Below are 25,191 nucleotides of genomic sequence, written 5' to 3'. Positions count from 1 at the left end.
TTTTCTTCTTTCAATAGACGGCTCATAAGGAGCCATCTTATAGTAACTCCAGCAATCGTTTTTTACCCCGCAGATACTGCGTTCTGGAGGTAGTCTCGCTGATTTTCAGAACGTTGCCAATCTCTTCATGGTCGTATCCCTCAAATAAATACAGAGACAATACCACCCGATAGCCTTCGGGTAACTTCTGCATGGCCTGCCGAACTCGTTCGACCTCCAGCAATGTGCCGTCTTCATCATAAGATTCCGTATCCGCAAAGTCCAGCCCGTCATCTTCGCCCAGCCGGTGCGACTCGATATCCACCAATTCCAACCGCCTACTACGCAGATGGTTGATTGCGCGGTGCACAACGATCTGCTTTAACCACGCCCCAAACGTACTTTGCCCCCGAAATGAGTTAATATGACTGAAAGCATCCATAAAGGCCTCCTGTAACACATCTTCAGCCTCTGCCTCATGGTTTACAATGCGCAAACAAACGTTATACATTGCCTTTACGTACTGCTGATACAGGTCATATTGTGCTCGTCGCTCGCCTTGTTGGCAGCGTTTGACGAGGTCGGCATGACGGTCCGGGTATGGCGGCCCCACGTTTCGGTTCGATTCCAAAAGGCTCAGCGTCTTCGGGGTAGTTTAGTTTGTTAACAGGAGAAAGAGGTAGTAAAGTAGCGAACGTTGCACAATAATTCAGAAATTTTCAGCGTTTTTGCCAATTCTCTGTTTATGAGCTGTTTCTCTGTAACTTAAAGGAAGCAAACCTGTCCAATAGCCATGTACGAACAACGGTATAACTCTCCCTTTCTGGTGCAGGAAGATGGCACCAATTCTCCACTCGACCACCAGCGAGTAATTAGCCGGCTGACCGTAGGCCTGGGCATTTTATTTTATCGTGAAAACGCTATTCCATTAGAACCGTTACCCGAAACGCCATTAGGCGAGGGACCGGGCCACCAGGTCCCCGATATAATACTGTTCGATAATACGGCTCAATTAACTCGTATCATCATTGAAGTAACGCAACCCCGAACTGCCCAATACGACATAAAAAAAGTCATTCGGTTAATTGAAGACGATGACTACGGCATTCTAGAAGGGTTCGTTTATAATTACAAGAGCCGCGAGTGGTTCCGCTACCGCAAAGGAGATGGCGGAGCCGCCACGGCGTCGTCTTTTTCTGACCTGATGGGCGTTGACATGGGCCCGATGGTGTAAGTATTACTGATCTTCCTGCCTGCCCCGACTAAATTTTTTCGTACTTTTACTTGTTATAGAAGGAAGAGAAACGAGCGGAATGGTTGACTATATTTCTGGATTAAATGACCCTCAGCGGGAGGCCGTTATGCACGGCAGTGGCCCGTTAATGATTATAGCTGGGGCCGGTTCGGGGAAAACCCGCGTACTGACCTATCGCATTGCCCACTTAATTGAAACCGGGGTTGACCCCTTCCGCATTCTGTCGCTGACATTTACCAACAAAGCGGCTGGTGAAATGCGAAGTCGTATCGAGAAAGTTGTCGGCACCGAAGCCCGCAACATCTGGATGGGTACGTTTCACTCGGTCTTTGCCAAGATTTTACGGATCGAAGCCAAAGCCATTGGCTACACGAGCAACTTCTCGATCTACGACACCGACGACTCAAAGTCGCTGCTGCGCAGTATCGTTAAAGAGATGGGGCTCGATGATAAAGTGTATCGTGTCAACGCTGTTTTTGGCCGTATTTCCGGTGCGAAAAACCGGCTTATCGGCCCGGAAGATTATTTAAACAACGCGGTGATTCTGGCCGACGACGAATCGGCCCGTATGCCCCACATTGGCCGAATTTACAAGCAGTATGCCTTGCGGTGTTTTGCGGCCAATGCCATGGACTTCGATGATCTGCTGTTCAACACCAATGTGTTGTTCCGCGACCATCTGGATATTCTGAACAAATACCAGCACAAGTTTCAGCATGTCATGGTCGATGAGTTTCAGGATACGAACGTTTCCCAGTACCTCATTACCCGCAAGCTGGCGGCCGTTCACCAGAATATCTGTATCGTGGGCGACGATGCGCAAAGCATTTACGCCTTCCGCGGAGCTAACATTGAGAATATTCTCAACTTCCAGCGTGATTATGGCAAGGAAAACGTCAAGATCGTTAAGCTGGAGCAGAACTACCGATCGACCAAAACGATTGTTCAGGCGGCCAACTCCATTATCTCCCGGAATAAAAATCAGTTGGAAAAACACGTTTTCACGGCCAATGAAGACGGTACACTAATCGACGTGATCAAAGCGTCGTCCGATAATGAGGAAGGTAGGCTGGTCGCTTCGTCTATCTTCGAGGCTAAGATGAACGGTTCGCTGGTCAACAACGACTTTGCCATTCTTTACCGAACCAACGCCCAGTCGCGGGCTTTTGAAGAAGCGCTGCGCAAAGTGAGCATCAAGTACCGTATCATTGGCGGCTTATCGTTTTACCAGCGCAAAGAAATCAAGGACTTAATTGCGTATCTGCGCTTTACCGTCAACCAGCAGGACGAAGAAGCCTTCAAGCGGATCATTAACTTACCCAAACGCGGTATTGGCGATACAACCATTGCCAAGCTCAGTGTGATTGCGGCCGAGAAGCAGGACTCGATCTGGGAGATTGTTGCCGAAATAACAAAGCACGTTGCCGGCCGGTCGGCGATTGCCATTGAAGGGTTTGCCGATCTGATCAAAAGCTTCAAACTGCTGCTCGATCAGAAAGATGCGTTCGAAGTAGCCTCACACATTGCCAAAGCGTCAGGATTACTCAAGGAACTGTACGATGATAAGACCGTTGAGGGTTTGGCCCGCTACGAGAACGTGCAGGAGTTGCTGAACGCGATCAAGGAATTTGTCGATAACCCCGACAATGAAGAAAAAAGCCTGAGCGCTTTCCTGCAATCTGTATCGCTGCTTACCACAGCCGACGAAAAAGAGGACGATGGCGACAACGACAGGGTAACCCTGATGACCATTCACGCGGCTAAAGGTCTGGAGTTCAAAAACGTACACATTGTTGGCATGGAGGAAGACCTGTTTCCAAGCCAGATGATGCTCGAGAGCCGGAATGACCTGGAAGAAGAGCGACGCTTGTTTTACGTCGCCGTTACGCGCGCTGAAAAGCGCCTGACCATGTCCTATGCCGAAACACGCTACCACTATGGTCGCCTGAAGATGTGCGAGCCCAGTCGCTTTCTGATGGAGATGGACCAGCAGTACCTGAAAATGTCCAAGCAGCGATCAGCCCCCAGCCGAATGGATTTCGACCGGCCGGAGCGGGATCGGAGCGAAAGTACCTCGACCGGCTCGATGAATTTTGTCCGGTCACTGGCGCAGAAAACAGCCCGTTCGCAGGCACCGCAACCGTTGGTATCGCATACGCCTTCGGCTGACTTTGCGCCAACCAGTACGGCCGAGCTGGCAGCTGGCCAGCGCGTTGAGCATGCCAAGTTTGGGTTTGGCACGGTTAAAGCTGTAGATGTAAATGGAACCGAGCGCAAAGCAACCATAGCCTTCGAGAAAGCCGGTGAAAAAGTTTTGCTTTTAAGCTTTGCGAAGCTGCGGGTGGTATAACAAAGTCGGTTTCATACAAAACCGGGCACGACCAGCGTTCCTTTTGTAAGCACCTTACTGTCCCATCTTACGTTCATGAATGCTTCCGGCGCTATTGTAGCCTGCTTTTTAGTCCATTTCTCGTTGCTTGTAAACGGTCAAGCCAAGACAGACTCAACCCAGACGGCCAGCACAAATGCAGGGGTTGAAAACCTGGGCAATCAGGTAAACTCAGAATATAACGAGATCAATCCAATGATTTCGCCGGATGGTAAAACGCTCTATTTCGCCCGGATCAGCCATCCCAATAATACACACGGCACCAAAGGCAGCCAGGACATTTGGTATTCTGAACTCGACCCAGCGAGTGGTAAGTGGGGACCGGCCCGACGGATGGGTTTTCCACTTAATAAGGATGAGTACAATTGTGCTTATAGTATCACGCCCGATGGGAATAGCATGCTCATCAAAGGGCAATACAACAACGGAACGTACGAAACGAGGGGCTTTTCACTGAGCAAGAAAACGGCCAGCGGCTGGTCGCCACCGCAGAAAATGGACATTCCCAGCTATGTCAGCATGAGCAAAGGGCAGTTCGATTGCGGCTTTATGTCAGCTGATGGGAAAGTGTTGCTCATGGCATTTAGCGAGAGGAAAAACAGTAAAGAGGATGATCTGTACGTTAGTTTCCGGCAGAAAGACGGATCGTGGACCAAACCGATGGATCTCGGTGACGAAGTCAACACGAAATTCACCGAGACAACACCTTTCCTCGCTCCAGACGGCGCTACGCTGTATTTCTCCAGCAATCGGGAGGGCGGTCAGGGCAGCAATGACGTTTATGTCTGCAAGCGCGTGGACAAAACATGGAAACACTGGTCGAAGCCGGTTAATCTCGGGCCAAAGGTCAATACCGATGGGTATGATGCCTATTACACGCTCAGCGCTTCAGGTGATTATGCTTATCTGACCACCTTCAAAAACACGCTTGGCAAGGGCGATATTGTTCGTGTTAAACTCAGCGACCTTCAGCCCACCAACCAACCCGGTAAACTGGGTGGTGGAGGGGATGAGGTGGCCGGTAAAACGGAAGCCCCTCGTCCTGATCCCGTTGCGCTCATTAGTGGTAAAGTTATTAACCAAACAACCGGGAAACCCGTAGAAGCCCGAATCATCTATCAAACCTTGCCCGATGGTGCCGAAGTGGGTGAGGCTACTTCCGATCCGCTTACAGGCGAATACAAGATCGTATTGCCGTACGGCCAGAAATACTCCATGCGGGCTGTCGCGAAAGATTTCATTGCCGAAGGGGATAACATTGATCTGACCCAGGCTAAAGGCTTTCAAGAGATTACGGGTAAGCAACTGAACATGATTCCGCTGGTGAGTGGAAGCGTTGTGCGTTTGAACAACATCTTTTTCGACACCGGCAAATCAGAGCTTCGCCCGGAGTCAGGGCCCGAACTCGACCGGCTTGTGACGACGTTGAATGAAACCCCAAAAATGGTTATTGAGGTGCGTGGGCATACGGACAATACGGGTTCAAACGAAATAAACGCCAAACTTTCGCAGGATCGGGCCGACTCTGTCCGTGAGTATTTCATCAGTAAGGGTATCGAACCAGACCGGATCGCCAGCAAAGGTTTTGGCGAGTCGAAACCGATCGCCACGAATGATACGGACGATGGGCGCCAGAAAAATAGACGCGTGGAATTTGTGATTGTGAGAAAATGAGTAAATAAAGCGGCTCAATTCACTAACTATCAGCCTTGACGCGTGTTAGGGTATATGTTAAACTAACTCCCAATCATTCTTACTAGTAGCAAAAATGCAACTCAACGCTGGCTGTGAACTGTCCTTCTTTGCCAAAACGCCAACTCCGCTTATCCTGATGCTCCGCCCCCGATCTGGTGCCGGACAGTGGATCATTCGGGAAGAATATCAAATTACCCCCGCTGTCAACATAACTGAGTTTACGGATATGTATGGTAACCTTTGCCAACGGGTAGTAGCCCCGGAAGGCCCATTCTCCATTCATTTTTCGGCAACTGTTCAGACAGCCGACCTGATCGACACAGCTCCCGGTGCGCCCTATACGCCTGTCGAAGAATTACCTGATGATGTGCTGCACTACACGCTCCCAAGTCGGTACTGCCAATCGGATCAGTTGGGCGATCTGGCCGCTCAGATTACAGAGCACGTGGAATCGGGCTACGATCAGGCCGAAGCGATTCGTAAATGGATTAACGAAACGATAACATACCAGTACGGAACCAGTAATGCCAGTACATCCGCAGTCGACACAGCCGCTAGCCGGGTTGGTGTTTGTCGGGACTTTACGCATCTGGGCATATCACTTTGCCGGGCATTGAATATTCCGGCCCGGATGGTTGTGGGTTATCTTTACCAGCTCGATCCGATGGATCTTCACGCCTGGTTCGAAGCGTACGTAGACGGACGCTGGTTTACGTTCGACGCCACACAGGCCAAACCACTCGGTAATCGTATAACAGTAGCATATGGTCGCGATGCCGCAGATGTAGCGTTTACAACGCAGTTTGGCCAAATGACGTTGAACGATATGAAGGTGTGGGTCGATGCCGCTAATCCAGAGCCTGGAGAGACTGAAAAAAAAGCGGACCAAGCTCCAACCTTCTCAAGCTCAATCGGGTCTCCCAATCAAATAGGTAATTGATATGAAAAAACAACTGCTTTTCTGCGCTTTATTAGGAACGCTGACAGCTTGCCAGCATGAGGGGGATATTCAACCTAACTCTACCTCATTGGCCAGTGAAGTAGTGGGTACATATCGAACCAATTTTTACCTCGATCCTTCCTGTGTCGCCATTGCGGCCGGACAAATGCCTTATGCCGAATTGAAAGCGCAGTCGGATAGCACGGTTACGCTGGTCTACACCAAGTTCTCTCCGGTTAAAACCAGCCGTTCAATCGAGAATGTCAGTTTAAGCCGTCAGGCCAGTGGCGTTCAACTACGTGTTGCCAATTCGAGCATCGGCACTTTACAGACAGACCGGGTTTTTACCGATAACGGTATGGAAAAGCAGGGTAAGTTACTGCGCATTAATCTACAGAACGATCCTCAGGATCTGCTTTACTTCGCTGGTGTCAAGCAATAAACAATAGTTAAGAGCAGCACCATCCGGAAAATGATTTACTAAAAAAGCGCGGCACCGTTGGGTACCGCGCTTTTTTAGTAAGATCTATGCAGGGATTAACGAACTGCAAACTCACCTGAACCGATACGGAAACCTTCCGAATAAAGTTCTACAGTGTATTTTCCAGGTTTGTATGGAATCCCCCGGGTATAAAGCAATTCGACATTCTGACCATTGCTGGTGTAGTTTACTGTCTGTTTGGTGGTATAAATGGTTTCATTACCATCTACCGAAAACGTTCCTGACCCGTTAGCCATATCGGATACAACAGCGCCCGATGGATCAAGTACACGGACGAATACGTCTTTGGGTTCTTCTTTGGTCAGCGGGTTGTCGAGGAGCGTATAAACGAGTTTAATTTTGTCTAACCGCTTGGCCTTGTAAGAATCATCCTCTTTTACTTTGCCCTTGGCGTTCACCGCAAATACTTTCACATTTTGCGCTTTCAACGCAGCAGCCCGGGTAACTTTGGTAGAAAGTTCCTGGTTCTGAGAAACAACTGTTGTTACCGAATCTGTCAAGCGTTGACGTTCCGTTTTCAGACCCGTGTTTTCTTCATCCAACACCTTAACGTTCGACGCTAGGGTTACGTTTTCACGCTGTAGATTAGCAATGAGCGTGTCTTTTTCGACCAGGAACGCTTCATACTGCTTGATTTTAGCATCGTATTTAGCGATGGAAATTCGATTTCCTCTCCGCAGAGAAGCTTTATCCTGCTCCAGCTGCACTTTCATCTTTTCCAATTCCGAAACGTCGCCACCCAACTTTTGTACTTCAGCAATTTTAGCGTCCAGAGCAGTCGAAATCGAATCAAGCTTAACACGAGTCGTCGACAGTTCTTCAACACGTTCAGAAATAGTTACCTCTTGATTTTCAGAGACTTTTTTCTGGTCGAAGTACAGATAACTCGATACACCAGCCAGACCCGTCATAATAATGAGAGCCGCCAGAAGGGCACCGTTTGTTTTGGACTTTTGCGGATTATTTTCCATTGAAAATTATCAGTTTAACAATTGAACATGCACAGACTTGTAAAAAAAGCCGCTTTCGCGGTTGTGTAGAGGTTGTTACATCTGAGGTTTTTTAGTGAATGCGAAAATAATGATCAGCAATAAAAACGAGGGCTAAGCCAGCATAGGTTTGTAATGGAACGTCGTTCAGGTCAACCTATTGCCTTCCTACAACGTATAGCCCTCTAAAAATGTTTCTAACTCAAGCCTGGATGATGCCAAAAACGGCTTCTGACTATCAGACGAATACTCCGCAAAATAAATACTTTTTCCTGATAATACTAAATGCTCATTGTGTATTGCTTGGCAATAGGGAAAAACAACTCCTGTAAACCAACGGTTGTTTTGCAAACTCACTACCAATGCCAGAGCTGCCAGAAGTTGAAATCAGACGCCAGTACCTCGAGACATCATCACTTCACCAGCCGATAACCCACATTGAGGTTGAAGATAAAAAGCTGTTAACAACTGATTTATCAACATTACAAAACGCGCTCATTGGCAGGCAATTCACGGGTACACAACGCGTGGGGAAGAACCTGTTCGTCTTGACCGATGACCCCGGCACCATTGTACACATGCATTTTGGTATGACCGGTGATTTGGAATATTATCACAGTTCGCTCGATCGGCCCCGCTTCGCCCGCATCGTTTTTGAGTTTACCAGCGGCTTCAATCTTGGCTTTCTGTGCCCCCGAAAATTCGAGCGTGTCGGCCTGATCAATGACATACCTACGTTTTTGCTCCGTAAAAAGATTGGAGAAGATGGTCTCGCTATTTCTCTGGACGCTTTGACCAGCCAGGTCCGACGTAAAAAAGCCTTTATCAAACCCGTTTTACTCGATCAACACGTGGTAGCCGGATTGGGCAACTGGATTGTCGATGAGGTACTCTTCCAAGCATTCATTCATCCCGAACAACGAGCGGATACGCTCACGGATGCTCAGATGAGCGCGCTCTACCATGCCATCCGGCTCGTCCTTGAGACAGCCATCCGTTACGAGGCCACCTATCGGGACTTTCCGAATAATTTCCTGATCCACGTTCGGGAGTGGGACGATTCGCCTTACGACGATGTGGAAGCGCACAAGTTCTGCCCCCGTTGCCATACCCGCATAGAGCGCTCGGTAGTGGGTGGGCGAACAACCTTCTTCTGCCCAAAAGAACAAGTTCTGGTTGGTCAATAAGCGTAGGAGTCAACCCAGGCACAAATGAACTAGTCGGTGAGTAAGTTGGTTTTCAAATTACATGTATCTACACGTATTATGGCAACGCAACGTACAATTTCCGATATACGAACCGCCACACCCAATAGTGTTGGCGATGGTTTCATTGGTCTGAATGCTTTTCATCCGCAGGGATCCCGGCCGTTCAATCCATTCTTACTATTAGATCACCACGGGCCTATGCAGGTGCAGCCTTCCGACCGCCCCAAAGGTGTCGATGAACATCCGCACCGGGGTTTCGAGACGGTAACCATTGTATACGAGGGTGCCCTGGAGCACCGCGATTCGGCGGGCAATCACGGAAAACTGTTTGCCGGTGATGTTCAATGGATGACCGCTGCTTCGGGTATTATTCACGAAGAGAAACATGAACAGGCATTTTCCCGCCAGGGAGGAAAACTCGATTTTGTTCAATTGTGGGTAAATCTGCGGGCCAGAGACAAAATGAGCCCACCACGTTATCAGGACATTGCTTCTTCACGAATTCCCACAGGCGAATTGCCCAATGGCGGGCAGTTACGGGTTATAGCAGGCAAACTGGCCGGTTTACAGGGCCCAGCGAATACGTTCAGCCCAATCATTGTTGCGGATTTGACCTTGACCAGCGGTCAATCTGAAACAATCACGGCTCCTGCTGATCATAACCTTATGGTATATGTGCTGAGCGGCCAGGGAACCATAAACGGTAAGCCGATTGAGCGTGGTCAGGTCGCGCTTACAGATATCAATGGCGACACCATCAATTTGGCGACTACTTCGGGAACGAAGCTACTTCTACTAGCCGGAGAGCCCATTCAGGAGCCATTAGCGGTGTATGGCCCATTTGTGATGAACACACGGGAGGAAATTATGGAGGCCTTCAGCGATTTCCAGGCCGGTAAAATGGGGGCATTACATTGATCAGTGAGTCAGAGCTAAGCTTTATGGTTAGCTCTGACGCTAAAGATCTTTTATATTTCCAAAGCCAATGACGTCCCGATAGGCCGGATTGTCGCGCAGTTCGGTAGCACGAATCAATTTGTCGGAACCGAATTTTGACTTCAGGTCGTAGAGTGTCTGGCGGAATTTATCTTTCCGTGTATCGTTGCCAAACAGGCTTAACGGCACGACTTCCGTTGGTATAAATCGAAATACCACTACAGATACACTCCGCAGATGTTCGTTCAGGACAGGTTCGCATTGATGTGCTTTCTGAAACTTCAGCAAACGCTCCATAATAAGGGTATACAATTCGGGACCATCCTGCTTTGGCTCCGAAAAGCGAACTTCGTAGTTGTATGTTTTGCCACTCTGGTAGCGGCAGGAGAACGACATATCCTGGCAGAAAACGCCTTGACGCACCATTCGTCGTTCAAGTGTCAGGCAGAGTGATTGGACTAACTCCTCCAGGCGTTCGGGCGTATTGCGCTGATCGGCCGAAACGGTGCGCATAGCCGACATGCTTTTGTTATCAGCATTCGTATCCAGATCGACCTCACCACCAAAATTGAGCCGTAGGTGCCAATGCCACCCGATAATACTTTTGCATACTGCCCGGAGGTGCTCCGGAGGAGCGTATCTAAGATCGAGCGGGGTATGTACACCACCTGCCCGAAGACGGTCGGCCATGCGGTGCCCAATACCAGGCAAGTCGGTAAGTCGCAACGTTTGCAATACCTGATCTATCGTTTCGGGGGTAATTACCGTCAGGCCATCAGGCTTCTGAATATCCGACGCCAGCTTGGCCAGAAATACATTTGGCGCAATACCGATCGAACAACGCAGCCAGTCACCCACTTTCTGCCGGATAGCCTGCTTGATCGCCAGGGCTGTCTGGTGCATGTCTTTATAAACCAGTTGATAGTTTGTTAAATCGACGACAGCCTCGTCAATACTTTTAGGAATAACATCGTCCGAGAATGCACGGAGAACATCAATAATCTTGACATGGTACTCCCGATACCGCGCCGGATGAGTCTCTATCGGCACCAGTTCCGGGCATAACGCCATGGCTTCGTCCAGCCGCATACCCGTTTTTACACCTCGCCCCTTTGCCTCTATGGAAGGCGCAATGACGCACCCTTTCCGCCCTGTATAAACGCATACGCCAACAGGACGCCCACGCAGCCAGTAATTATCCTGCTGTTCGCAGGAGGCAAAGAAGCTGTTCATGTCCACAAACAAAACGGTTGGTAGCGTATGGGTAGAAAGTCGGTTATGATTCATTACTATTTAAGTAAGAAAGTGGCGTTTGGTACACGAACTCGTCTATATTTTGACTATGTTTGCTGTAATACAAGCGCAATATATTTTACTTGTATTATATATGCTAGCTATCCATACGACAATGGCTAAAAATTGTCTAGAAGAAACTGTAACCTCCGTGACCGTCCAAGATCGACTAAAGCAGGTTTTTGATGCCCTTGGCATAACTATCTATCAGATTGCCAAAGAGTTAGGCGAAAATCCCTCAAAATTCTACAATATTTTGAATGGCCGGGCCAAACCCTCATATGACACCATTATGAGTTTGCTGGCCTGCTATCCACAAATAAGTGCCGACTATCTGATTCGGGGGATCACCCCTATACTGAATGCTCCGCAGGCGAACGCCCGCATTATGCCTTCGGACGATGATACGATTGAGGTGCCTTTTGTACCTGTAAAATTTTACGCCAGTTTTGTTGAGACCTTCAGCGATGGCATCAGCACGAATGATATAGAATCGTTTCGCGTTCGAAAACCCATTATGAAGGGGCACAAGAATGGCGTTGTTCTGGAGATTTCGGGGAGCAGCATGAGCCCTCAGCTAACTCATGGGGCCAAAGTGCTGGCAATACCTGTCAGTGAAAACAACTGGGAATACCAGTCAGGGGGCGTGTATGCCGTTATGTATCGGGATTATTTCGTTGTCAAACGCATTCGGGACAATGAGCTTCTGACCCGCAAATACCTAACGCTCCATTCTGATAATCCCAACGGCGGCAACGTAACTGTCCCGTTGCAGGACATTCGGGCACTCTGGAAAATTGTTGCTATTGTTGAAGCGCCGGTGGAGTAGGCATATAAAAATATCCCACATTGAAAAGGGCCGGGCCACTCAAATAAGTGGCCCGGCCCTTTTCAATGTGGATTCGTCGGCGGTTGCTAATCAATGGCTGTTTTTAGGCCGATTGTACGACCAGGTACTATGTAGCAGAGCTACGCACAAGTTTTCTGTCATTTCCAAGTTATGGTATATGTTGATCAAACGAAACTAGTGTCGTATAGGCTTAGTACAAACACGGGCATTCACTATATTCTTTGTGTTTCAATTTGATTTGTGGTTGACTTTCAGTAATTTTGCGTCCTGATTTGCAAAGGAGCCTTCTACAAACGGTAGCGGTTTCTTCCTTCGATTTTAGAAAAACATAACTTTCAGTATAACAAGCTAATGGCTCGCGATTTAAATTTCACGAGAAACATCGGTATCGCTGCCCACATTGATGCGGGTAAGACGACCACAACCGAACGAATTCTCTATTACGCAGGGGTAAGCCACAAGATCGGTGAGGTACACGATGGTGCCGCCACGATGGACTGGATGGAGCAGGAGCAAGAGCGGGGTATTACCATTACCTCAGCCGCCACAACTGTTGACTGGACCTACCGCGAAAATAAGTATCACATCAACATCATTGACACACCTGGCCACGTTGACTTCACGGTGGAAGTGAACCGTTCGCTGCGTGTATTGGATGGCCTGGTGTTTCTGTTCAGCGCTGTTGATGGTGTTGAGCCTCAGTCGGAAACCAACTGGCGTCTGGCAAATAACTACAACGTAGCTCGTTTAGGCTTCGTTAACAAAATGGACCGCTCCGGTGCCGATTTCCTGAACGTGTGCAAGCAGGTGAAGGAAATGCTGGGCAGCTACGCCGTTCCCCTTCAGTTGCCAATCGGCGAAGAAGATTCGTTTAAAGGTGTTGTTGATCTCGTTAACTTCCGGGGTATCGTTTGGAATGAGTCGGATAAAGGTATGACCTTTGAGGTTGTCCCCATTCCGGCTGACATGCTGGACGAAGCTACCGAATGGCGGGAAAAACTGCTTGAAGCCGTTGCCGAATTCGACGATTCGCTGATGGAGAAATATTTCGAGGATCCTGAATCGATCTCGGAAGATGAAATCCTGGCGGCTTTGCGTAAGGCAACGATCTCGATGAAGATCGTTCCAATGCTGTGTGGTTCTTCTTTCAAAAACAAAGGCGTACAAACGATGCTTGACTATGTGATGGCTCTGTTGCCATCGCCGTTGGACAAAGAAAGCATCAAAGGAACGAACCCGGATACAGGCGAAGAAATTTCTCGGAAGCCTTCGTCAACGGAGCCGTTTTCTGCCCTTGCGTTTAAAATTGCTACTGACCCTTACGTAGGTCGCCTTTGCTTTGTACGTTCTTACTCGGGTGTGCTTGAATCAGGCTCTTACATCCTGAACAACCGTTCGGGCAACAAAGAGCGCATTTCCCGAATTTTCCAGATGCACGCCAACAAGCAAAACCAGATCGAACGTCTGGAAGCTGGTGACATCGGTGCGGTTGTCGGTTTCAAAGACATCAAAACGGGAGATACCCTGTCTGATGAAAAGAACCCAATCATTCTGGAATCGATGGTATTCCCCGATCCCGTTATCGGTTATGCGATCGAGCCTAAGAAGTCGGCTGACCAAGACAACTTCTCGAAAGCAATTGGTAAACTAATCGAAGAAGACCCAACCCTCAAAGTTGAATCGAATGAAGAAACTGGCCAGACCATTATCCGTGGTATGGGCGAGCTTCACCTAGAGATCATCATTGACCGGATGCGTCGTGAGTTTAAAGTTGAAGTAAATCAGGGTGCTCCACAGGTGGCTTACAAAGAGAAGTTAACCAAAAATGTTGAGCACCGCGAAGTATACAAGAAGCAAACGGGTGGACGTGGTAAATTCGCGGATATCGTGTTTGAACTTGGACCACGGGCCGAGGACGAAACGGGCGTTATCCAGCCAGGCCTGGAATTTGTGAATGGTATTGTGGGTGGTGTGATTCCCCGCGAATTTATCCCAGCCGTTCAGAAAGGCTTCGACGAATCGCTGAAAAACGGACCATTGGCCGGTTTCCCGCTCGAGAGCATGAAAGTCCGGTTGTTCCACGGTTCTTACCACGATGTTGACTCCGATGCACTGTCGTTCGAGATGGCCGCTCGGTTAGGTTTCCGCGAAGCTGCCCGTCAGGCAGGTCCGAAACTGCTCGAACCAATCATGGCCGTTGAAGTATTGACACCAGAAGAGTATACAGGACCAATCACAGGTGACCTGAACCGTCGCCGGGGTGTGATGAAGGGTATGGATACGAAAGCGGGTTCGCAGGTAATTAAAGCCGACGTTCCCCTGTCTGAACTGTTTGGTTACGTAACTGACCTACGGACAATGTCGTCGGGTCGTGCTACGGCTAACTTGACGTTCGCTCACTACGAAGTGGTGCCGCAGAACATCTCGGATACGGTCGTTGCGAAAGAAAAAGGCAAATAATAAGTTCTTATGAATACAGGGTAGTCGGTCAAAACCGGTCGACTACCTTTTTTTGTGTCGTCGGAGTAAATGGTTCTTTCGACGGTACGTTTCACCTAACGAACCAAAACACAATGAGTCAAAAAATTCGCATTAAGCTAAAGTCGTTCGACCACATGCTGGTTGACAAGTCGGCGGAGAAAATCGTGAAAGCGGTTAAATCAACGGGTGCCATCGTAAGCGGCCCTATCCCTCTACCAACGAACAAAGAAATCTACACCGTACTGCGGTCGCCCCACGTTAACAAAAAGGCTCGGGAGCAATTCCAGCTTTGCACGTACAAACGGTTGGTAGACATCTATAGCAGCAGTGCTAAAACGGTAGACGCGCTGATGAAGCTCGAGTTGCCAAGTGGTGTTGATGTAGAAATCAAAGTCTAACGATTTCTGGCTAAAGGCTTAGTATGCCGCCAGTACGAGACCTCATGCGTTTCGGACTGGCGGCATTTTGCATCTGGCAAATTTCCCGCACATTCCGTTGAATTATAAGGGCTTTTAACGGGTTATTTTCGTATATTGTATTTCAAGGCAGCTATCCATTCAGGGAGATTTTATCCGTTATGTTAAACGTCATTCAGCTACTACCCGATTCGATTGCTAACCAGATAGCCGCTGGGGAGGTTGTTCAGCGTCCGGCCTCGGTGGTAAAAGAATTACTCGAAAATTCGGTAGATGCCAAAGCGAAATCAGTACAGGTCATTATTCGCGAAGCTGGTCGCAATCTGATCCAAATCGTCGATGATGGCCTTGGCATGACTGAAACCGACGCACGCATGAGTTTCGAACGACATGCAACGTCTAAAATCCGTACATCCGACGATTTATTTCGTATCCGCACGATGGGCTTTCGGGGAGAAGCGCTGGCGTCGATTGCCGCGGTTGCCCAAATCGAAATGCGAACAAGGCGGGCGGAGGAAGAACTGGGCACATTGATTCGGATCGAAGGCTCTGATATAAAAGCCCAGGAATCCATTTCATGCCTGCCCGGTACCAACCTGCTGATCAAAAATCTGTTCTTCAATGTACCGGCCCGACGTAATTTTCTGAAGTCGAATTCAGTGGAAATGCGGCATATTATTGACGAGTTTCAGCGGGTAGCACTGGCCAATCCAGAGGTCGCTTTCTCTCTTTTTCATAACGATCAGGAAATTTATAATCTTCCGGCCGGGAAGCTGAGCCGTCGGATTGTTGACATGTTTGGCAAAAGTTATCGCGAGCAGCTTAACTTTTGCGAAGAACAAACGCCCTACGTAACTGTACACGGGTATATCGGAAAGCCCGAGTCGGCAAAGAAGGCCCGAAATGAACAGTTTTTCTTTGTTAACAATCGATTTATCAGGCATAATTACCTGCATCATGCCGTCGTTGGCGCCTACGAAGGTACGTTGCCCGAGGGTAGTCACCCGTTCTATGTCTTGTTTATTGATATTGACCCGTCGCACATCGATATCAATATTCACCCGACCAAAACAGAAATAAAATTTGACGATGAGCGGTCGGTATACGCGATCATGATGGCCGCCGTTCGAAAAGCGGTTGGTCTTTATAACCTCTCCCCTTCGCTTGATTTTGACTCGGACGTTAACTTCCTGGCCGGTGTTCGTCCGGGTGCGGCAAAATCAGAACCGTCGGAAAGCAAAGTGAATAGCCCTGCTTTGTCCACAGTTCAGTCAAATATAAGTCCCCGGCCTATCAGTCCATCATGGGCATCGAGTGGAACCCAGCCCGTAAATGAGCGTAGTTCATTGCGAAATGATTCGCTGGACAAAGCAGCAGGTAGCAGTTTCGATATTCCCAAGAAACCTTCTGTCAACAATTGGCAGGCCTTATACGATGGTATTGCCACACCCGTCTTGAGCGATCGTTCTGCAGCACCACAGGATGCATCCGAAACCGGGGGTGATTGGCTGGGAAGCGCAGTTCAAGCCACGTCATTGCCAGAACAGGTGTCGACCGAAGGTGAACCGATTACGTTAGGAAGTCGAGCTAATCAGTTAAAGGTCAGTTTGGAGCAACCCGAACAAGACATGCCCGTATTAGTTGATGATGATACCATTGTTCAGATACAGAATCGCTACTTACTGGCTCCTATCAAATCGGGTATGTTGCTGATCGACCAACGGCGTGCGCACGAGCGCATTCTGTACGACCAGTTTCACGCAGCCCTGACAAAGCGGAATGGCGCTTCTCAGCAATTATTGTTTCCAAAGACAATAACGCTGATGCCTGTCGATTTCCAATTGGCTCTCGACCTGCGTGACGATTTAACGAACCTGGGATTTGAGTTCGACGAGCTGGGTGCCAATACATTCGTGATTCGGGGCGTACCGGCACTAATCATGGGCGAGAATGAAGAGGAATTGTTCGCCAACCTGCTGGCGCAACTGCGGGCCGATACTGGCCGACTTAAGTTGGACCGAGTTGAGTCAATGGCGCGTTCGCTGGCCCGTCGATCGGCTATGCGTTACGTAAACCGCCTGAGTGTAACGGAACGAAAAGCCTTAGTCAATCAATTATTCGCGTCTGCAAATCCAAGTTATACACCCACAGGCGAACCTGTAACGGTTGTGTTATCGTTGGATAAAATTGCGGGACTTTTTCGCTGATAATTGAGTTAATCAGCATAACTTGTCAATACAACATGTTTTCACTTTCTCCGGTAGTTCGCGTTCTGTTAATAATAAACGTATTAGTTTTTTTGATTACAAACGAGTCTATAATTCAGCAATTTGGATTACATTCGTTTCTGTCTGATAAATTTAACCCGATCCAGTTATTAACACACATGTTTCTGCATGGTGGCTTCAACCACATTTTCAGCAACATGATTGGTCTGGTAGTATTTGGCCCTATGCTGGAACGGTACTGGGGACCCAAGCGATTTACGTTCTTTTACTTTTTTACGGGTTTAGGCGCGGCATTGTTATTTTCTGGTATAAACTATTTCGAGATGCACGACGTATATGAAACCATTCAGACTTACCGGGCAAATCCCAGTTATGAAGGTTTTCTGGCGTTCGTAGATCAACACGCAGGATCCTACTACGATGGGTTAGCTCCGTTTATTGAAAAATTCAGAGTCTATCCCACTGATAGTAACAATCTTCAGGACAGCGTAACGATTGTGAATCGGATTTTCACGAATCAGGTCGACGAACCCATGGTCGGGGCATCCGGGGCAATTTTTGGTGTGATTATGGGGTTTGGATTATTGTTTCCGAACACTCAACTGTTTTTATTGTTTCCACCTATACCGGTTAAGGCTAAGTATCTCGTTATCTTTTATGGAGCCTTTGAAATTTACTCGGGAGTTTATCGGGCACAGACTGACAACGTTGCTCATTTCGCCCATATCGGCGGCATGTTGTTTGCATTTATATTGGTGAAATACTGGGGTTCACAACGAAAAACGTTTTATTAGGGATGAGCGGGTTGTTCGATGACTTTCGGAGCGAATTCAATAAGCCCAACAACACGTTGGTGCAATTGATATTAATTAATGTCGTCATATTTCTGGTTCTGTTAGTGACAAAAGTCAGCCTGACAATGGCTCAGAATTCGGGGTATGGCTTCATCATGTCTCAATTATTGATTCCGGGAGATTTAAATGCATTCCTGCATAAACCCTGGACGCTATTCACGTACTTTTTCACGCATGAAGAGATTTTCCATATTCTCTACAACATGCTGTTTTTATACTGGTTTGGCCGGCTAATTGATGAGTACCTCGGTAATCGTCGGCTTATGGGTTTGTATATAATGGGCGGAGTAGCTGGTGGCTTACTGTATCTGGCCATGTACACGCTGGTACCTTATTTTCAGAACCAGGCCGATACCGCCCGCATGCTGGGTGCTTCCGCGGCTGCGTTTTCGGTGGCCGTTGGTGCTGCTACTCTACTGCCAAATTACACATTCCATTTGCTGTTTTTTGGTCCGGTACGTATCAAATATATCGTCTTCTTTTTCATTATTCTTTCGGTTGCCCAATCGGCCGGTTCGAATGCGGGTGGCAATTTAGCTCATCTTGGTGGTGCCCTGATGGGCTTTGCCTACGTCAAATTGTTGCAGAACGGCACGGATCTCGGACGTCCAATTTACTGGCTGGCTGACGGGTGGAGCAATTTGCTAAGACCTAAACCAGCTATTAAAGTATCCTATCGGCAACGGAGTAACGCCAATACCCAGGCGAGTACGTATGCATCACCGTCAGGAGCTACAGCGACGTCGGCGTCAACGCCCGACCAGGACGAAGTAGACACAATTCTTGATAAAATATCCCGCTCCGGATATGAGAGCCTGACCCGCGAAGAAAAGCAGAAGCTTTTCCGGGCCAGCCAACGGAATTAACAGGTAGATACGCTGGCAGATAGCTACCCGAAAGTTGGTCTCTTCAGAAAAAGGTATAGGAAAAGTACTTATCTTTCTATAAAAAACATAAGCCTTCAGCGCCTACGTATGCATATAGGTAACTGAAGGCTTATGTTTTTTACAATTGGTAAAATTTGTAGTAGCTTCGTTGTACAAATACTATTGGCAAGCCGCCGATAGAACAAAGGTTTATATACGTGTGTTGTTGTGAGACAGACGCTTATCTGCTACCACCATGCTGATTACCCCTGGCAGCCTGCTTGCCACTATCAAGACTCCCGACGATCTTCGTAAACTCGATAAATCCCGCTTACCTCAGGTAGCTGATGAGCTACGTCAGTTTATCATTGACGATGTATCTGTTTTTGGTGGACACTTTGGTGCTAGTCTGGGCGTGGTAGAATTAACCGTTGCCCTTCATTACGTTTTCAATACCCCCGACGACCAGTTGGTTTGGGACGTAGGCCACCAGGCTTATGGGCATAAAATCCTGACAGGTCGACGGGAGAAATTCCATACGAACCGTTTTTACAAAGGGCTTTCCGGCTTTCCTAAACGGAAAGAAAGTGAGTACGACTCCTTCGGGGTCGGCCACTCCTCTACGTCTATTTCGGCGGCATTAGGCATGGCCGTAGCTTCACAGCTACAGGGCAATTCGCAACGCAATCACATTGCCGTTATTGGCGACGGTGCCCTGACGGCGGGCGAAGCCTTCGAGGGGATGAATCATGCCGGCGCAACGGATAGCAATCTGCTCATCGTCCTCAATGACAATTGCATGAGCATCGACCCTAACGTGGGTGCCCTGCGTGAGTACCTGACCGACATCACGACTTCGCAAACCTACAATCGGGTGAAAGATGAAGTCTGGAATTTGCTCGGGAAGATGGACAAGCTGGGCAAAACAGCCCAGGAGCTGGTATCGCAGGTGCAATCAGGCATTAAAAGCTCACTGCTCGAACAAAGCAACCTATTCGAGTCACTTAACCTTCGGTATTTCGGACCAATCGACGGCCATGACATCGATCATCTGGTCAGTGTTCTGGACGACATGAAGCACATTCCGGGTCCAAAACTGCTGCATGTTCTTACGGTGAAAGGTAAGGGCTACGCGCCTGCTGAGAAAGATCAGACCAAATGGCACGCACCGGGCCTGTTCGATAAAGTAACAGGTGTTATCCAGAAGAAAATTTACGATACGCCCCAGGCTCCTAAATACCAGGACGTTTTTGGGAACACGCTTGTTGAGCTGGCCGAGAAAAATCCTCGTATAGTGGGCGTTACACCGGCAATGCCATCCGGATCGTCCATGAATATCATGATGAAGGCCATGCCAAAGCGGGCCTTCGATGTAGGTATTGCCGAGCAACACGCGGTTACCTTCTCCGCCGGTATGGCGACACAGGGTGAAGTTGTCTTTTGTAATATTTACTCGACGTTTATGCAACGGGCCTATGATCAGGTTATTCATGACGTCTGTATTCAAGAGTTACCCGTTATCTTCTGCCTCGACCGGGCCGGTTTTGCGGGTGCCGATGGCCCTACGCACCACGGCGCCTACGATCTGGCATACATGCGTTGTATACCCAACATGATTGTGGCGGCTCCTATGGACGAACAGGAGCTTCGCAACATGATGTTTACCGCGCAATCTGATACTATTCAACAGGGCAAACAGGCATTTACCATTCGCTACCCTCGTGGTGAAGGGGTAATGCCCAACTGGCGCACACCACTCGAAGAACAGACCATCGGTAAAGGTCGAATGATCTCCGATGGCGAAGAGGTGGCAATTCTGACGATTGGTCATATTGGAAATTATGCTGTTGAGGCCACGCGCATGCTGGCAAAAGAAGGTATTAAGCCTGCTCACTTTGATATGCGGTACGTAAAACCGCTTGACGAGGCTTTATTGCATCAGATTTTTAGCCGTTTCGACCGCGTTCTCACGGTTGAGGACGGTTGTGTGATGGGCGGGTTCGGCAGTGCCGTTCTAGAATTTATGGCCGACAATGGCTACGCGGCTCGTGTAAAACGCCTGGGTATCCCCGATGCCGTTATTGAGCATGGTGAACAGCTTGAACTACACCACGAGTGTGGATTCGATCCACAAGGCATTGCCGATTCCGTGCGTGAGTTACTCTTTACAAGCCGAACGATAAGCGTTTAATTAATTTCATTTCGACAGGATCAACAGGATTGACAGGATGACAAAACCTGTTAATCCTGTTGATCCTGTCTCTTTTTTTACCGGTATGAAAGTTTTCAAATTTGGTGGTGCTTCCGTTAAAGATGCCGCCGGCGTGCGAAATCTGGCCGAAATCGTCAAATCGAAGGGCCAGAATACGGTAGTGGTTGTCTCGGCGATGGGCAAAACAACCAACGCACTGGAAAGCCTTGTCCGGTCGTATGTAGATCAACACATGAGTAGTGTTCATAGCCAGATCGACAGTCTGAAAGCCTATCACTACGGCATAATGAGCGAGTTATCGGGCGATTTCAGTCCGGTTAACCAGACCTTTGCGTTCCTTGAAAATTATGTCAGCCGGCCCGTTAGCGGCTTTTACGACGAAGTCTACGATCAGATTGTTTCGCTGGGCGAGCTCATATCCACGCAGATCATTGCCGCCTATTTAGTTCAGACGGGGCTCTCGGCTCAGTGGCTCGACGCCCGGCAACTGATACGAACCGATACAACGTTTCGGGAGGGTCGCGTCAATTGGGAAACAACTCATCGACGAATAAAAGAAGTAGTCGACAAAAAAAGAATTTATATAACCCAGGGATTTATCGGACAAACGGACGACAATCGAACCACGACCCTTGGCCGCGAAGGATCTGATTACACAGCCGCCATTTTTGCCTATTGCCTGCAGGCAGAAAGTGTTACCATCTGGAAAGACGTGCCCGGCGTGCTGAACGCCGATCCTAAATGGTTCGATGAGACAATTTTGCTTGAAAAATTAACCTACCAGGACGCCATTGAGCTGGCCTATTACGGCGCTACAGTTATTCATCCGAAAACAATCAAGCCGTTACAGAACAAGGGAATTCCACTCTATGTCAAGTCGTTTCTGAAGCCCGATGCACCCGGCACCGTTATTGGCAACTACGAACGTCACCTGACCATTCCGTCATTTATTTTCAAAGTCAACCAGGTGCTGATCTCGCTTCATCCGAATGACTTTTCGTTTATAGCTGAAGACAACCTGAGTCGTATTTTCGGGCGATTTGCCCAGGCAGGCGTCAAAATAAACCTGATGCAGAATACAGCCATCAGTTTTTCGGTTGTTGTCGATGACAATCCGGATCGGGTACCTGCTTTACTGAATTTGCTGAAACAGGATTTTCGCGTCAGCTACAACGATGGCCTAGAGTTGATTACCATTCGTTATTACGACCAGGGAACTATAGAGCGCGTGTTACCCAACAAACGACTATTGTTGGAGCAAAAAAGCCGCTATACGGTGCAATTGGTGGTTAAAGACGTAGGCTAAAATTGGCCAATCAAGCCTGCCACCAACGCCTTTCGCGCCTTTCATGTATCTTTGACATGCGTTTACCCAACACATCTCTCATGTATTACGGTTATTTCAACGGTACTATTGCGCCTACCGACCAGCTTGCAGTTGGTATTACAGACCTCAGCCTGCTTCGGGGATATGGGTTGTTTGACTATTTTCTGACCTACAATGGCCGACCATTTCAATGGGATTGGTATTGGGAGCGGTTTCAGAACTCTGCTTCACGTATGCATTTGCCCTTGCCGTTAAGCAAGGATGAAACATACGCGATCGTCATGAACCTGGTAGAGAAAAGCAACGAAGCGGGTCTGAAAACCGGGCTGATCACACCCGGTGATCTGGCATTTCGGTTCATTCTGACAGGCGGTTACTCAGCTGATAGTATCAGTGTGGTACGGCCTAATCTGCTTATCCTTACAGAGATGATTCACCCAACCCCTACAATTCAGTACGAACAGGGTATTAAAGTGATTCTGGATGAATACGTTCGGGAGATGGCCGAAGTAAAAAGTACCGATTACAAACGGGTTATTCTCATGGCCGAAGCCATTCGGGCCGCCCGTGCCTCCGACTTACTCTACCAGAAAGGAGGTGAAATCAGCGAGTTGAGCCGAAGCAACTTTTTCATTGTGAAAGGCGATCGGCTCATCACGCCAGATCGGCATATCCTGCACGGCATTACCCGAAAAACAATCATTCAACTAGCCCAGAGCGATTTCCAGGTCGACGAGCGGCCCGTACTCCTGTCCGAACTTTACGATGCCGATGAGGCATTTACAACCAGTTCGACCAAGAAAGTGCTGCCCATTACTCAAATTGGTGAGTTGTCTATTGGCAACGGTCACGTTGGGCCAAAAGCCAAATTTCTGCTGGAACGCTTCGATGAGCTAGTGAAAGCCTGGTAATTATTAGATGTTTGAAGAGTCTTTTTCCGAAAAATTCTGCCCTATGAGGTGGGCATATTTTCGTATCGTTTCTTGTGTAAGGCGTTCCTCCTGACCGATCCGGCCAAGGCAGGGCAAACCCGTATAGGTCAAAATAAACGATTCTGAAGCGGGTACGGTCGGGCCATTGAACAGGATACCCAGTAGTGGAATACGGCGGCTTCGACAGGCGTCAACGGATAGCAGCGTATGATTGATACTCCCCAGGTAATTCCGTGACACGAGTACGACAGGAAAGCCTAATCTCTGCACCAGATCAATCGTCAGATCGTGGTTGTTAAGCGGCACCATCAGGCCGCCTGCCAACTCAATAACGAGTTTATTCTGCGTTTGGGGTGGGGTAAGCTTGTCTAGTTCAATTGTTATTCCGTCAATTTCGGCCGCGGCATGGGGCGACAACGGTTGCGTAAGGCGGTAAGCTTCGGGGTGGAAATAAGACGTCGAATTACTGATCAATCGACGCACGGTATCCGTGTCGGAATCCTCTAACCCTCCCGACTGAATCGGCTTCCAGTAATCAGCCTGCAAGGCCTCAACCACCACCGCCGAAGCAACCGTTTTTCCAATCTCCGTTCCGATCCCCGCAACAATTAATGTCTGCTTATTCATTGGTTGAGTTATCCGCCAGGGCCATTCGTAAACTAGCCAACAGATTATCTATTTCGTTTGTTGTATTGAACGCATGGATACACAGGCGCAACCGCTCCTGCCCCGCTGGTACTGTAGGACTCAGAATAGCCCTAACATCCAGTCCGATTCGTTGCGCTTCGGTTGCTACTGCCCGTGCTCGGCCGTTTCCGGGAATGAGTAAGCATTGAATAGGCGACTGACTATCCTTCCAGGTTGCATCAGGCAACAGCTCCGCAGCCCGCTGGCGAAAGTAGGCCAGTTGTCGATGAAGTTTCTCTGAAGCATCCGGATTCTGTTTTACGTATTCGTGCGCACACCGAATGGCCAGAAGGCTATGAGGAGGCAGCGCAGTGGTATAAATAAAGGGGCGGGCAAAATTGATAAGGTATTGCCGAAGCAGGGCCGGTCCAGCAATAGCTGCACCATGAACGCCCAGTGCTTTTCCGAACGTATGCACACGGGCAAGCACCCGATCCTGTAACCCCAGCGCCACCACTAAACCTTCTCCACCCTGGCCATTTGGTCCAGCCCCATACACGCCCGTGGCGTGGGCTTCATCTACTAAAAGAGCCGCTCCATACTGCTCGCAGAGGTCAGCCAGATCCGTAAGTGGAGCCATGTCGCCGTCCATTGAATATAACGATTCCACAGCCACGAAAATCTGGCCGCTTTGCTGCTTTGCCTGTTGAAGTTTTGTTGCCAAATCAGCCAGATCATTGTGCCTGAACCGATGGCGTGTGGCATAACTAAGTCGTGCGCCATCGATCATGCTGGCGTGAATCAATTCATCTGTCAGCAGCGTATCACCCGCTTTTGGCAGGCACGACAGCAAGCCAATATTAGCGTCGTAGCCTGAATTGAAAATCAGGGCGGTTTCTGTTTGGTAAAATTGAGCCAGTTCCTGTTCGACCTCGTCAGCCAGTGCCGATTGACCCGCCAGCAACCGCGAACCAGTGGCACCCGTACGCATACCATCGCTATGTAAATCGGCCTGTCGAATGGCGTGCCTAAGCGCCGTAGAACGAGCGAAACCCAGGTAATCATTGGAGCAAAAGTCGACAAACTCATCCGCCGTCCGGAGCTGCCGTAGCAAACCCGCCTGTTGATAAGCGGCTAATCGCTCCGATAAGGTTTGTTTTATTGAGTGCGTCCCGGTAAGCATGTCACAAAGGTAAAACGCACGGCACGAAC

The 25,191-nt window shown here is 48.7% G+C and carries 21 protein-coding genes; 16 read left to right on the top strand and 5 right to left on the bottom strand.

The genetic code is table 11. The features are described 5' to 3' along the window. Window positions 1-37: 37 nt before the first annotated feature. Complete coding sequence (locus ACYU8Y_RS08770) at window positions 38-610, bottom strand: RNA polymerase sigma factor (RefSeq protein WP_460936262.1); 573 nt, start codon at window positions 608-610, stop codon at window positions 38-40. A 162-nt stretch (window positions 611-772) separates the two neighbouring features. Here ACYU8Y_RS08770 and ACYU8Y_RS08765 point away from each other — a divergent pair, with 162 nt between their 5' ends. The 5 genes from ACYU8Y_RS08765 to ACYU8Y_RS08745 all read left to right on the top strand — a co-directional run bounded on the left by ACYU8Y_RS08765 (window position 773) and on the right by ACYU8Y_RS08745 (window position 6,700). Next, a complete protein-coding gene (locus ACYU8Y_RS08765) occupies window positions 773-1,213 on the top strand; it encodes a hypothetical protein (protein ID WP_460936260.1) in 441 nt (146 codons plus the stop codon). Window positions 1,214-1,292: 79 nt separating this feature from the next. After that, the gene (locus ACYU8Y_RS08760; protein ID WP_460936258.1) at window positions 1,293-3,584 is read left to right on the top strand and encodes an ATP-dependent helicase; all 2,292 of its coding nucleotides are present in this window, start codon (window positions 1,293-1,295) and stop codon (window positions 3,582-3,584) included. A gap of 75 nt (window positions 3,585-3,659) precedes the next feature. Further along, entirely contained in the window at window positions 3,660-5,297 is a 1,638-nt protein-coding gene (locus tag ACYU8Y_RS08755) for an OmpA family protein (protein WP_460936257.1), read from the top strand. Window positions 5,298-5,391: 94 nt separating this feature from the next. Beyond that, window positions 5,392-6,258, top strand: a complete 867-nt coding sequence (locus ACYU8Y_RS08750; RefSeq protein ID WP_460936255.1) for a transglutaminase domain-containing protein — start codon at window positions 5,392-5,394, stop codon at window positions 6,256-6,258. 1 nt (window position 6,259) lies between these two features. Further along, complete coding sequence (locus ACYU8Y_RS08745) at window positions 6,260-6,700, top strand: hypothetical protein (RefSeq protein WP_460936253.1); 441 nt, start codon at window positions 6,260-6,262, stop codon at window positions 6,698-6,700. 95 nt (window positions 6,701-6,795) lie between these two features. Here the strand turns inward: ACYU8Y_RS08745 and ACYU8Y_RS08740 are convergent, their stop codons facing one another. Continuing rightward, a complete protein-coding gene (locus ACYU8Y_RS08740; RefSeq protein WP_460936251.1) occupies window positions 6,796-7,731 on the bottom strand; it encodes a hypothetical protein in 936 nt (311 codons plus the stop codon). Window positions 7,732-8,111: 380 nt separating this feature from the next. Here ACYU8Y_RS08740 and ACYU8Y_RS08735 point away from each other — a divergent pair, with 380 nt between their 5' ends. Then, entirely contained in the window at window positions 8,112-8,936 is an 825-nt protein-coding gene (locus ACYU8Y_RS08735) for an Fpg/Nei family DNA glycosylase (protein ID WP_460936249.1), read from the top strand. Window positions 8,937-9,014: 78 nt separating this feature from the next. Then, window positions 9,015-9,875, top strand: coding sequence for a pirin family protein (locus ACYU8Y_RS08730; RefSeq protein ID WP_460936247.1), 861 nt, complete (start codon window positions 9,015-9,017; stop codon window positions 9,873-9,875). A gap of 39 nt (window positions 9,876-9,914) precedes the next feature. Here ACYU8Y_RS08730 and ACYU8Y_RS08725 read toward each other — a convergent pair whose 3' ends face one another. Beyond that, window positions 9,915-11,180, bottom strand: a complete 1,266-nt coding sequence (locus ACYU8Y_RS08725; protein ID WP_460936245.1) for a DNA polymerase Y family protein — start codon at window positions 11,178-11,180, stop codon at window positions 9,915-9,917. 121 nt (window positions 11,181-11,301) lie between these two features. Between ACYU8Y_RS08725 and ACYU8Y_RS08720 the strand changes: the two genes are divergently transcribed. From ACYU8Y_RS08720 to ACYU8Y_RS08680, 9 genes are all read left to right on the top strand, one after another. Beyond that, on the top strand, window positions 11,302-12,015 hold the full coding sequence (locus ACYU8Y_RS08720) for a LexA family transcriptional regulator (RefSeq protein ID WP_460936243.1): 714 nt from the start codon (window positions 11,302-11,304) through the stop codon (window positions 12,013-12,015). A 372-nt stretch (window positions 12,016-12,387) separates the two neighbouring features. Then, a complete protein-coding gene (gene fusA / locus ACYU8Y_RS08715; protein WP_460936241.1) occupies window positions 12,388-14,496 on the top strand; it encodes an elongation factor G in 2,109 nt (702 codons plus the stop codon). A 113-nt stretch (window positions 14,497-14,609) separates the two neighbouring features. Further along, entirely contained in the window at window positions 14,610-14,915 is a 306-nt protein-coding gene (rpsJ, locus tag ACYU8Y_RS08710) for a 30S ribosomal protein S10 (RefSeq protein WP_012930032.1), read from the top strand. Window positions 14,916-15,094: 179 nt separating this feature from the next. After that, the gene (mutL, locus tag ACYU8Y_RS08705; protein ID WP_460936239.1) at window positions 15,095-17,140 is read left to right on the top strand and encodes a DNA mismatch repair endonuclease MutL; all 2,046 of its coding nucleotides are present in this window, start codon (window positions 15,095-15,097) and stop codon (window positions 17,138-17,140) included. A gap of 35 nt (window positions 17,141-17,175) precedes the next feature. Beyond that, entirely contained in the window at window positions 17,176-17,955 is a 780-nt protein-coding gene (locus ACYU8Y_RS08700; protein ID WP_460936237.1) for a rhomboid family intramembrane serine protease, read from the top strand. A 2-nt stretch (window positions 17,956-17,957) separates the two neighbouring features. Beyond that, entirely contained in the window at window positions 17,958-18,881 is a 924-nt protein-coding gene (locus ACYU8Y_RS08695; RefSeq protein WP_460936235.1) for a rhomboid family intramembrane serine protease, read from the top strand. Between the two features lie 256 nt (window positions 18,882-19,137). Beyond that, window positions 19,138-21,072 carry a 1-deoxy-D-xylulose-5-phosphate synthase gene (gene dxs / locus ACYU8Y_RS08690; protein WP_460936233.1) on the top strand — a complete coding sequence of 645 codons (1,935 nt, stop codon included), beginning with the start codon at window positions 19,138-19,140 and terminating at the stop codon, window positions 21,070-21,072. A gap of 85 nt (window positions 21,073-21,157) precedes the next feature. After that, a complete protein-coding gene (locus tag ACYU8Y_RS08685; protein ID WP_460936231.1) occupies window positions 21,158-22,399 on the top strand; it encodes an aspartate kinase in 1,242 nt (413 codons plus the stop codon). 80 nt (window positions 22,400-22,479) lie between these two features. Then, window positions 22,480-23,331, top strand: coding sequence for an aminotransferase class IV (locus ACYU8Y_RS08680; RefSeq protein ID WP_460936229.1), 852 nt, complete (start codon window positions 22,480-22,482; stop codon window positions 23,329-23,331). Between the two features lie 3 nt (window positions 23,332-23,334). On the opposite strand, the gene bioD is transcribed toward ACYU8Y_RS08680, so the two are convergent. Together bioD and ACYU8Y_RS08670 are read right to left on the bottom strand one after the other, a co-directional pair. After that, a complete protein-coding gene (gene bioD, locus ACYU8Y_RS08675) occupies window positions 23,335-23,979 on the bottom strand; it encodes a dethiobiotin synthase (RefSeq protein WP_460936227.1) in 645 nt (214 codons plus the stop codon). Then, window positions 23,972-25,162 carry an aminotransferase class I/II-fold pyridoxal phosphate-dependent enzyme gene (locus ACYU8Y_RS08670; RefSeq protein ID WP_460936225.1) on the bottom strand — a complete coding sequence of 397 codons (1,191 nt, stop codon included), beginning with the start codon at window positions 25,160-25,162 and terminating at the stop codon, window positions 23,972-23,974. Before ACYU8Y_RS08670 ends, bioD begins: the two co-directional genes overlap by 8 nt. Window positions 25,163-25,191: the final 29 nt, after the last annotated feature.

The organism is Spirosoma humi, from assembly GCF_054776575.1.
The sequence above is the reverse complement of the archived record's forward strand: the minus strand, read 5'-3'. Positions and strand labels throughout refer to the sequence as shown.

What these genes read in the sequence shown, in the direction of transcription:
- ACYU8Y_RS08680 (WP_460936229.1), top strand. Translation starts at nt 22,480, where the DNA reads ATGTATTACGGTTATTTCAACGGTACTATTGCGCCTACCGACCAGCTT.
- rpsJ (WP_012930032.1), top strand. Translation starts at nt 14,610, where the DNA reads ATGAGTCAAAAAATTCGCATTAAGCTAAAGTCGTTCGACCACATGCTG.
- ACYU8Y_RS08725 (WP_460936245.1), bottom strand. Translation starts at nt 11,180, where the DNA reads ATGAATCATAACCGACTTTCTACCCATACGCTACCAACCGTTTTGTTT.
- ACYU8Y_RS08700 (WP_460936237.1), top strand. Translation starts at nt 17,176, where the DNA reads ATGTTTTCACTTTCTCCGGTAGTTCGCGTTCTGTTAATAATAAACGTA.
- ACYU8Y_RS08745 (WP_460936253.1), top strand. Translation starts at nt 6,260, where the DNA reads ATGAAAAAACAACTGCTTTTCTGCGCTTTATTAGGAACGCTGACAGCT.
- ACYU8Y_RS08755 (WP_460936257.1), top strand. Translation starts at nt 3,660, where the DNA reads ATGAATGCTTCCGGCGCTATTGTAGCCTGCTTTTTAGTCCATTTCTCG.
- ACYU8Y_RS08765 (WP_460936260.1), top strand. Translation starts at nt 773, where the DNA reads ATGTACGAACAACGGTATAACTCTCCCTTTCTGGTGCAGGAAGATGGC.
- ACYU8Y_RS08735 (WP_460936249.1), top strand. Translation starts at nt 8,112, where the DNA reads ATGCCAGAGCTGCCAGAAGTTGAAATCAGACGCCAGTACCTCGAGACA.
- bioD (WP_460936227.1), bottom strand. Translation starts at nt 23,979, where the DNA reads ATGAATAAGCAGACATTAATTGTTGCGGGGATCGGAACGGAGATTGGA.
- ACYU8Y_RS08740 (WP_460936251.1), bottom strand. Translation starts at nt 7,731, where the DNA reads ATGGAAAATAATCCGCAAAAGTCCAAAACAAACGGTGCCCTTCTGGCG.
- dxs (WP_460936233.1), top strand. Translation starts at nt 19,138, where the DNA reads ATGCTGATTACCCCTGGCAGCCTGCTTGCCACTATCAAGACTCCCGAC.
- mutL (WP_460936239.1), top strand. Translation starts at nt 15,095, where the DNA reads ATGTTAAACGTCATTCAGCTACTACCCGATTCGATTGCTAACCAGATA.
- ACYU8Y_RS08760 (WP_460936258.1), top strand. Translation starts at nt 1,293, where the DNA reads ATGGTTGACTATATTTCTGGATTAAATGACCCTCAGCGGGAGGCCGTT.
- ACYU8Y_RS08670 (WP_460936225.1), bottom strand. Translation starts at nt 25,162, where the DNA reads ATGCTTACCGGGACGCACTCAATAAAACAAACCTTATCGGAGCGATTA.
- ACYU8Y_RS08685 (WP_460936231.1), top strand. Translation starts at nt 21,158, where the DNA reads ATGAAAGTTTTCAAATTTGGTGGTGCTTCCGTTAAAGATGCCGCCGGC.
- ACYU8Y_RS08730 (WP_460936247.1), top strand. Translation starts at nt 9,015, where the DNA reads ATGGCAACGCAACGTACAATTTCCGATATACGAACCGCCACACCCAAT.
- fusA (WP_460936241.1), top strand. Translation starts at nt 12,388, where the DNA reads ATGGCTCGCGATTTAAATTTCACGAGAAACATCGGTATCGCTGCCCAC.
- ACYU8Y_RS08695 (WP_460936235.1), top strand. Translation starts at nt 17,958, where the DNA reads ATGAGCGGGTTGTTCGATGACTTTCGGAGCGAATTCAATAAGCCCAAC.
- ACYU8Y_RS08750 (WP_460936255.1), top strand. Translation starts at nt 5,392, where the DNA reads ATGCAACTCAACGCTGGCTGTGAACTGTCCTTCTTTGCCAAAACGCCA.
- ACYU8Y_RS08720 (WP_460936243.1), top strand. Translation starts at nt 11,302, where the DNA reads ATGGCTAAAAATTGTCTAGAAGAAACTGTAACCTCCGTGACCGTCCAA.